The sequence below is a fragment of the candidate division KSB1 bacterium genome (assembly GCA_034506395.1).
Lineage (GTDB): Bacteria > Zhuqueibacterota > Zhuqueibacteria > Thermofontimicrobiales > Thermofontimicrobiaceae > Thermofontimicrobium.
This window is the reverse complement of record JAPDPQ010000007.1, coordinates 184,496-192,764: the sequence shown is the minus strand read 5'-3', so window position 1 is coordinate 192,764 and position 8,269 is coordinate 184,496. Positions and strand designations below refer to the sequence as shown.

12 protein-coding genes and 1 pseudogene are annotated in these 8,269 nt (G+C 46.2%); all 13 read right to left on the bottom strand.

All coding sequences use genetic code 11. The annotated features are described in order from the left end of the window. Window positions 1–910: (Fe-S)-binding protein (locus ONB37_06975; protein ID MDZ7399885.1), on the bottom strand; the 910-nt coding region annotated here is incomplete at its 3' end. After that, window positions 907–1,323, bottom strand: a complete 417-nt coding sequence (locus ONB37_06970) for a hydrogenase iron-sulfur subunit (GenBank protein MDZ7399884.1) — start codon at window positions 1,321–1,323, stop codon at window positions 907–909. The genes ONB37_06975 and ONB37_06970, both read right to left, overlap by 4 nt. A gap of 33 nt (window positions 1,324–1,356) precedes the next feature. Further along, window positions 1,357–1,593: a YgiT-type zinc finger protein gene (locus ONB37_06965; protein ID MDZ7399883.1), complete on the bottom strand. Its 237-nt coding sequence runs from the start codon at window positions 1,591–1,593 to the stop codon at window positions 1,357–1,359. A 14-nt stretch (window positions 1,594–1,607) separates the two neighbouring features. After that, complete coding sequence (locus ONB37_06960; protein MDZ7399882.1) at window positions 1,608–1,892, bottom strand: DUF4258 domain-containing protein; 285 nt, start codon at window positions 1,890–1,892, stop codon at window positions 1,608–1,610. Window positions 1,893–1,953: 61 nt separating this feature from the next. Next, window positions 1,954–2,163, bottom strand: a complete 210-nt coding sequence (locus ONB37_06955; GenBank protein MDZ7399881.1) for a hypothetical protein — start codon at window positions 2,161–2,163, stop codon at window positions 1,954–1,956. Window positions 2,164–2,211: 48 nt separating this feature from the next. Continuing rightward, complete coding sequence (locus ONB37_06950; GenBank protein MDZ7399880.1) at window positions 2,212–2,460, bottom strand: DUF433 domain-containing protein; 249 nt, start codon at window positions 2,458–2,460, stop codon at window positions 2,212–2,214. Between the two features lie 23 nt (window positions 2,461–2,483). Further along, entirely contained in the window at window positions 2,484–2,807 is a 324-nt protein-coding gene (locus ONB37_06945; GenBank protein ID MDZ7399879.1) for a 4Fe-4S binding protein, read from the bottom strand. Between the two features lie 546 nt (window positions 2,808–3,353). Further along, window positions 3,354–3,719, bottom strand: a pseudogene (locus ONB37_06940) (FAD-dependent oxidoreductase). Between the two features lie 765 nt (window positions 3,720–4,484). Further along, a complete protein-coding gene (locus ONB37_06935; protein MDZ7399878.1) occupies window positions 4,485–5,120 on the bottom strand; it encodes a 2Fe-2S iron-sulfur cluster-binding protein in 636 nt (211 codons plus the stop codon). A 66-nt stretch (window positions 5,121–5,186) separates the two neighbouring features. After that, window positions 5,187–5,573 (bottom strand): HEPN domain-containing protein, encoded by a 387-nt coding sequence (locus tag ONB37_06930; protein ID MDZ7399877.1) that lies wholly within the window; start codon window positions 5,571–5,573, stop codon window positions 5,187–5,189. Continuing rightward, window positions 5,563–5,817, bottom strand: coding sequence for a nucleotidyltransferase domain-containing protein (locus ONB37_06925; GenBank protein ID MDZ7399876.1), 255 nt, complete (start codon window positions 5,815–5,817; stop codon window positions 5,563–5,565). The genes ONB37_06930 and ONB37_06925 overlap by 11 nt, the downstream gene beginning before the upstream one ends. Before the next feature lie 83 nt (window positions 5,818–5,900). After that, window positions 5,901–6,113 (bottom strand): 2Fe-2S iron-sulfur cluster-binding protein, encoded by a 213-nt coding sequence (locus ONB37_06920; protein MDZ7399875.1) that lies wholly within the window; start codon window positions 6,111–6,113, stop codon window positions 5,901–5,903. A gap of 91 nt (window positions 6,114–6,204) precedes the next feature. Next, window positions 6,205–8,013 (bottom strand): NADH-quinone oxidoreductase subunit NuoF, encoded by a 1,809-nt coding sequence (locus ONB37_06915; GenBank protein ID MDZ7399874.1) that lies wholly within the window; start codon window positions 8,011–8,013, stop codon window positions 6,205–6,207. Between the last annotated feature and the right edge of the window lie 256 nt (window positions 8,014–8,269).

The window sequence follows — 8,269 nt, the reverse complement described above, 5'->3', positions numbered from 1 at the left end:
CATTTTCTCGATTCCTCGGCATCTCAATCAACTCCAATCCAGGGATGGCTTGCAATACTTTTCGTGGCGCATCAAAGACGCTTTCAAATCGGCCCAGGCGGCAGGGATCGTGATAGGTGACTTTGCCTGCCGCTTCTTTGAATTTGATCTCGCCTGTTTCGATTTTTTCAGCGATGAATTCGGATATGTGTTGCACTTCAAAATTCAGCTTGCCAAAGAATTCGGGATACAGCGATTTGATAGTCGAATAGCCTTCGGCGCAGGACAGGATCACTTTCTTGGCGCCTGATTTTTTGATCATGGTCAAATTTTTCTTCGCCAGATTTTTGAACGTCTCAAAATCGCCCGTCCAGTAGGCATCGTGGCCGCAGCATCGTTCATCAGGGCTGACGGCTGGGATAATTCCGACCGCATTTAAAATTTTGATCGATGATTTGGTTGCTGCCAGACTATTGGCGCCAATGTCATTGAAAATCACATTGAAATAGGGCGAGCAGCCGACGAAAAATAGCACCTCTCCTTGTTCGGCTACTTTGAGGTCATCAGAAATCCAGCTTAAATTCTTCTTGATAAAATTCCGCTGTTGCAGACGGCTGATCGCCTGAATCGTTCCCGCATGGGTGCAAATGCCCCGATTGTTTACCTCGATGGCCAGAGATCGGGTCTGCCGCATGAAATCCTGATAATCCACCAGCGAGGGACAGCGCTGGCTGCAGGCGCCACAGGTCAGGCACGTCCACAGATCGTTATCCTCGATCAATTCCTCCTCGGAAATCAGCAGCGATTTTTCTACGAACAGCCGAGGCGAATATTTCGGATAAATTCGAGAAATGGGACAACTGCCCGTGCAGATGCCGCATTCGAGACAATAGTAGGCATTGGTCTGTTCGATGATGGCGTCTAATTTCATGCCGCCTCCTTCTGCGCCAGCGTACCTAACTGAACGATCTTTTCATGGAATCGAGTGACCACCGAGACGAAAAATTCACCACTGATGTCCGAAAACAGCTCGAAGCCCAATCGCTGCGGATCGATTCCAGATAGGTGAAGCAAATCCTGCGTCTCCTTTACAACGCCTTCGCAAGTCTTATTGCCCGATATATAATGGCATTCCCCCTTGCCGCAGGCGCCGATCAGCACCCCATCAGCACCGTGTTCGAAAGCATTGAGGATCAGTTTCGGCGTAATTCTGCCGCTGCAATTCACAGGCACGATCTTGATGGTGGCTGGATATTGCAACTTGTGAGCGCCCGCATTATCGGCAGCGATGTACGGGTTCCATTCGCAACAGTAGAAGATGATTTCTGGTTTGGGTTGGGGCATGATTAATTCCATTCTATTATTTCTTTGATTATCTTATGCTAACTGAGCAACTGGTATGCATTCGGTTCGTTCTGGAATTCGCTTACCCTGCGCAATTTCCTCAACTCTTTTCAGTATGGTTGAATGATAATATCGGTACCCACATTTATTACAAATACCGACAGGGACATTTTCAAGCATTACAAATTCCGTTTTATATCTAAAAACTTCTTTTTTTACCAATCGCTCTTCCACAGTCCCTTCACAATATTCGCACCTATAACCGTACATTTTCTTGCCTCTCGTTAAGTAATTTCATATACCGTTATTATTAAAAAAATACCTGTTTCTTTGAATCTTCCAACAATGCCAATTAAAGTTGATTGATCTTTCCCAATGCCTCGGATGATATATTTTGTGCCAAGAGGATCATTTTTATCTATTTTCAAGAGCTTGCCGTTTAAAATCGCATTCTCAATATCAAGCGTGTCAAGCTCATCATCTGCCATTTCTTCAATTGCATGATAGGTTAAGTCATAGTTATTTTTTCTTATTGCGTCACGTATTTTATCTATTGTTCGCCGAGGCATTTAGGTCTCGCATTGTCTTCTTTGCAAAAATTTTTCCTATCCGAAGAGTTCTTCTTTTAAGCTATTTTTTCCCTTCTCCTCTTAACGGCAACACCCCCGCCATCTCCCCGATCACATTGATCAGCTCGGTATCCGAAGGAATCACAATCTTCGCATTTTCTTTCAGAGCCTTTTCCAACGCCTCCAATTTACGGAGCAGTTGCGCATTGCCGACGAAATATTGATTGGCCGCCTCATTCACCGAATCGCTTCGGCTTCTCTTCTCCAGCAAGAATTATCGCATATTTAATGGCCTCTGCTTCTTTAATTTCCGACCATTTCAAGCCATCTCCAATTGAAGGCTCTCGATTTCCTCATTAGCGATTACCGCTCTGGCATAGGCTAAACAGGCACGGATGTCATCAAATTCAAGTTCAGGATAATCTTCGAGAATTTCCTGAATGCTGACTCCCTGGCTCAGCAAGTCCAATATCATTTCAACTGAAATTCGGAGCCCACGGATAATTGGCTTTCCTCCAAAAACTTTGGGATTGAAACGAATTCTATCCAGCAAATTATCACTTCCCATGGCTATTCCTCATTCTTAATTCTTTATGAAATTCCCATGGCAACTATCGCCTCCAACTGCCCATCGGTCAAATGCTTTACCTGCGCCGCCCCGCAGATGCAAACCACAGCGCACATGCCACAACCCTTGCACAAAAATTCATTGATCTCCGCATGGCGAAAGCCATCACCCTCGTCGATCATGGCGATAGCTTGAAATGGGCATTCCTCGATGCAGCGGCCACAGCCACGGCAAATTTCAGGATCGATCTCAGAGACAATCGCCGCCCGCTCGATGACCTCCTTTTGAATCAATGCATAAGCCCGAGCCGCTGCGCTGTACCCTTGGGAAATGCTATCGCCCAGCATCCCTGGCCAGTGGACGCTGCCCGCCACAAAAATCCCATCAGGGGCGAAATGATCGGGCCGCAGCTTGATGTGCGGCTCGACAAGAAACCCGTATTCATCGATCGGCAGATGCAGCATCTGGCTCCAGGTTCTGGCTTCGGGTTTGGGAATGAGCGGCGTGGCTAAAACCAGCAGATCGAACGGGATTTCAAATTCTTTCTCGGTCTTTTCATCCTTCACGTAAACATAGTTATTTTGCACCTCGGGCGGCTGCTTGGGATCGTAGCGCACAAATAGTACGCCCAATTCGGTCGCCTCGTCATATTCCCGAATATATTCGGTCAAGCCTCGGAAGATCACTGTAATCTTCAAATCGGGATTGGCCTTCTTCAGCCAGAGCACGTTTTTGAACGTCGTGGGGCAGCAGAACCTGGCGCAATAGGGTCGCTCCTCGTTGCGTGATCCCACGCATTGAATAAATACCAACTCTTTGGCTGTCAATTTATTCTGCATCAACATTCGCTCGAATTCAAGTTGGGTGATTACCCTTTCATTCTTACCGTATTGATATAGGCCATGGGGATAAAAATACTGGGCGCCTCCTGAGAAAATAATCGCCCCTGCTTGCAACTTTGTTTCTGTTGCGTCTTTCAAATAGCGTATGTTATAATTCCCCACAGCCCCAGTGATCTGTGTGACTTCAGCTCCCAGGATCACCTCGATGTTGGGATGGTCGTTTATTTCTCGCACCTTTTCCTTTAAAAACTCACTGGCTGAAATATCTCGAGGATAAAGCAAATTGATCAGATGCAACAGCCCGCCTAATTGCGCCTCTTTCTCAATTAACTTGACTTTTGCTCCCCGATTGGCCAGACTTAATGCCGCACTCATGCCAGCGATGCCGCCACCGATCACTGCCACCACTGGCGTCATCTTTTGTTGCAGTTTTTCCAGTGGCTGTTTTTGAGCGACTTTATGGATCGCTGCCGTGATCATCTCGATGGCTTTGCTGGTCGCCAGGCTTCTCTGCTTCTGGTGCACCCTGGCGCAATGATCTCGAATGTTGGCAATCTCAATCAGATTGGGATTCAATTCCGCCTCAGAGACAGCCTTTGAAAATACATTTTTCATCAAGCGGGGGGAGCAGCCAGCAATCACCACTCGATTCAATTGATGCTCACCAATAGCTGATTGGAGTTGCCGCAGTCCCATTTTTGAGCAAGGGAAATCCGCTATCGAAACAAAAGCAACATCAGAAATCTTTTTAATCGCCCGCTCGATTCGACTATTCGAAAGCACATTGCTGATCTGTCCACCGCACTGGCAGAGAAAGACTCCCACTCGGATGTCGTCGCTCACAAATTACTCCAAATTTTTATTAGGCAATTAGGTAATTGGGTAATAAGCTTTTGCCCGAAATGATTATTTAGTGTCATTTCGACCGAAGGGAGAAATCTGCAAATACAATATTTTCGTCAAAATTCAGATTCCTCACTTCGTTCGGAATGACAGCATTTACGGAAAATAGATAACTTTCGGACAGACTCTAATTAGAGAATTAGGTTTCCTATACTTCTGGATTCCATTCAAAAAAGACAAATATGTCATTCCGAACGGAGCGCAGCAGAGTGAGGAATCCCATTTTTAGAAATATTAAAGAGATTCTTCGCTTCCTTCAGAATGACTCCATAGCACATATCAATAAATAAAATGATCCCCACAAATCCGACACTTCGCCTCATGAAATTCATCAGGGAAGCGATGCAAGGTTTTCAGTCGATCCACCCGCTCCAGATGAAATGTTCCAGCAGGGCAGATGGTGGTGCAGGTACCGCAACTGATGCATACATTCGACGCCTTTAAAAACGGCGGCTCGACTTTATTCTTCACGCCCCGATCGCCAAAGCCAACGGCGTTGACGCCAACAATTTCACTGCATGCCCGAACGCACAGTCCGCACAAAAAACAATCCTCCTGCTCTCTAAAAAATCTCACCTCTTTCAATCCGACCTCCCTGGCCAGATCGTGCAGCACTTTCAGATCAGGGCAGCGGGCCAAAAGCAATTCCACCAGCACCCGCCGCAATTTTTGAATCTTCTCGGTATTGGTTCGGACGATCATATTCGGCGCCACGGGCGTCACGCATGAGGCAGCGGTACGAGTTCTGCCGTTTATTTCTACTTCGACAATGCACAGCCGACACGCCCCGACTGATTCCAGCGCTTCGTGATAGCACAACGTTGGAATATGAATCCCGTGCTCTCGGGCAGCTTCCAGCACTGACAGATCGGGCGAAATTTCAAATTGTTGGTCGTTGATGGTGATAGGGATCATTTAATCTCAGGTCCTATTTTTTGTAATAAGGCCAGTTCAATTATCTTGTCTGATTTAAAAACTATATTATTGTAGTATCTTCTGAATTTCTTTATATACCTTTTGTGCTATGGCAATGCCCTGTTCACACAGATTCTCATCGGGCATGTAGTATGGCAATACGCTCTGTAATGGATATTTCGATGGCAGATAAATTGAATCTAAAAAATCGCATTCTTCTTCATTGATATTAATTGCAATTCTGTTTTGAAAAAGTAGGTTCCTTAGTTCCAAAATACTATGCGTTTTCTTGAGCGGAATCGAATTCTCCAGCAGCAGCGCTTTCAAAGCTTTCTCGACACACTGTTGGCAATTTTGTAAGCAAGGATTGAATAGGCTGGACTTCAGTAATAATTGAGCCGATTCCAAATTTTCTTTTGAATATTCCAACCAGATTCTCGATTCATCTTTCATAGATCAGCTCCCCAGCCTTGATCTCTGAGAGAAACCAACTGTCAGCAGCATCGGATTTAATCGGAATAATATCCACAGCTATTTTTCTGGCAATCGGTCGAATCAGTCGCCGATACTTCATGGCTAATTCAAGGTATGGCTTATCGCTACTTTGAAAAATAGCAATATCAATATCATTCGGCTGCTCTGATTTGATGAATGAGCCAAAGATAAAAACTTTATCAATTTCCTTTTCTTGACTCAATATGTTTCTTATCTGCTGCTTCAATGAGTCTTTAATTTTTCTATTGCTTCTCATTTTACCCAGTTAGATTAAATATTTTGAAATCAGTCTGTATTAAGATTAATCATTGATCCAATTGAACAAACCTTGCAAGCATTTTTCTTTTTGCCTATAAATAGCCGACACGCCCCGACCGATTCTAATGCTTCGTGATAGCATAACGTTGGAATGTGAATCCCGTGCTCTCGGGCCGCTTCCAGCACCGACAGATCGGGCGAGATTTCAAATTGTTGGTCGTTGATGGTGATAGGGATCATTTTTAATCCTTCTTTTCTCAAATCTCAAAATCAAATCACTTAATCCTGTGCAAAAACACGTCGCCATGCGCCATGCTCTAAGCGTCATGCCCTATTCAATATAAATCGCATCCCCCGCAATGGCATCGAACTTACACACCTCATAGCACGCCCCACACTTGATGCATTTGGCGACATCTAAATTATGTGCCTGGGCCCTGGGACCCGTAATCGCCCCCGTGGGACAGGCTCGCACGCAGCGCTGGCAGCCCGTACATTTTTCAGGAATAATCCGATAGACGATCAAATCTTTGCAAACACGGGCTCGGCACTTTTTCTGATGAATATGCTCCTCGTATTCGTCACGAAAATATTTGATCGTGGTCAAAACAGGATTGGGCGCCGTGGCTCCCAATTGACACAGCGATGCCTCTTTCATCGTCAGCGCAATATCGTCCAGCATTTCGAGGTGATAAGGTTTGCCTCGTCCTTTGGTTATCTCGGTCAGAACCTCTTTCAGCCGCTTCAAGCCCTCCCGACAGGGGGTGCATTTGCCGCAGGATTCCTCTTCCAAAAATTCTACAAAATATTTGGCCACATCTACCATGCAAGTATCTTCATCCATCACGATCAATCCGCCTGAGCCCATGATAGCGCCCGCTTCAGTGAGTTTCTCGTAATCCACAGGTAGATCGATCAGCGATTCGGGCACACAGCCTCCCGACGGCCCGCCGGTCTGAACCGCTTTAAATTTTTTGCCTTTGGGGATTCCGCCACCAATATCGAAAACAATCGTTCGCAGCGTGGTCCCCATGGGCACTTCGACCAGACCCGTGTTGTTGACTTTTCCCACCAATGAAAAGATTTTGGTGCCTTTGCTTTTTTCCGTGCCCATACTGGCGAACCAGGCACCGCCACGCAGGATAATCTGCGGCACATTGGCCCAAGTTTCGACATTATTGTTGTTGGTCGGCTTGCCCCAGAGCCCCTTTTCCGCAGGATAAGGGGGACGAGGCCGCGGCCGCCCCACATAGCCCTCAATGGATGCGATCAAGGCGGTTTCCTCACCGCAGACAAATGCGCCGCCCCCCCGCACCACGTTGATTTTAAAGCTGAAATCTGTCCCCAAAATATTTTCGCCGAGCAAACCGTACTCGGTCGCTTGTTCGATGGCAATGTTCACTCGACGCAGCGCCAATGGATATTCATCACGGACGTAAACAAACCCCTCCTGCGCACCAATGGCCTTGGCTCCGATGATCATTCCTTCCAGCACCGCATGGGGATCTGCCTCTAACACAGATCGATCCATAAAAGCGCCTGGGTCGCCCTCGTCGGCATTGCAAATGATATATTTGATATCGCCCTTCGCCTTGCGGCACAATTCCCATTTGATCCCCGTGGGAAAGCCAGCCCCGCCCCGACCTCGCAACCCTGATATTTTGATCTCCTCAATGATCTGCTCGGGCGTCATTTCGGTCAGTGCTTTGGCTAACGCCTGGTATCCATCATAAGCGATATACTCCTCAATTTTTTCAGGATCGATCCGCCCACGATTGCGCAGCACAACGAGCACCTGATCCTTGAAGAAGTTGATATCGCTCATTTTCGGGATCGGCGCTTGTTCTTTGGGCGGAACGTACATGAATTTCTGAACGGGACGGCCTTTGAGAAAATGCTCTTCCACCAAAAAAGGAATATCTTTCTCTTTCAACTGCTGATAGAAAATATTGTCAGGCTGAACGACCATGATGGGGCCTCGCTCGCAAAAGCCATTGCAGCCTGTGGTTACCACCGCCACTTCGTTCTCCAGATGATGTCGAGCAAGTTCCCGTTCCAGCGCTTTCTGGATATCGAACGCATGATTCGAGACACAGCCAGTGCCTGTACAGACTAGACAATGAGTGCGATATTGTTTCAAGCTTACTGCCCTTATTTTTAGTACTGCTTGGTCAGATTAGGCTGAATGATGTCATTCCGAACGAAACGAAGTGGAGTGAGGAATCTGTATATTTCAAGATTGGTTGGTTTCATTAACAGATTTCTCGCTTCGCTCGAAATGACGTGCATTTGTTAATGGTTTTCGCTAATCTGACTAAGTAGAATTACAATACAACAAATTTAAATTCCAAATTTCAAATTCCAAACTTCTTGTTTCGAACATTGAATATTGAATT

Coding starts and splice junctions, on each gene's coding strand:
- ONB37_06965 (MDZ7399883.1), bottom strand. CDS start 1,593: ATGTACGGTTATAGGTGCGAATATTGTGAAGGGACTGTGGAAGAGCGA.
- ONB37_06930 (MDZ7399877.1), bottom strand. CDS start 5,573: ATGAAAGATGAATCGAGAATCTGGTTGGAATATTCAAAAGAAAATTTG.
- ONB37_06920 (MDZ7399875.1), bottom strand. CDS start 6,113: ATGATCCCTATCACCATCAACGACCAACAATTTGAAATCTCGCCCGAT.
- ONB37_06945 (MDZ7399879.1), bottom strand. CDS start 2,807: ATGCTGGGCGATAGCATTTCCCAAGGGTACAGCGCAGCGGCTCGGGCT.
- ONB37_06970 (MDZ7399884.1), bottom strand. CDS start 1,323: ATGCCCCAACCCAAACCAGAAATCATCTTCTACTGTTGCGAATGGAAC.
- ONB37_06935 (MDZ7399878.1), bottom strand. CDS start 5,120: ATGATCCCTATCACCATCAACGACCAACAATTTGAAATTTCGCCCGAT.
- ONB37_06950 (MDZ7399880.1), bottom strand. CDS start 2,460: ATGGGAAGTGATAATTTGCTGGATAGAATTCGTTTCAATCCCAAAGTT.
- ONB37_06960 (MDZ7399882.1), bottom strand. CDS start 1,892: ATGCCTCGGCGAACAATAGATAAAATACGTGACGCAATAAGAAAAAAT.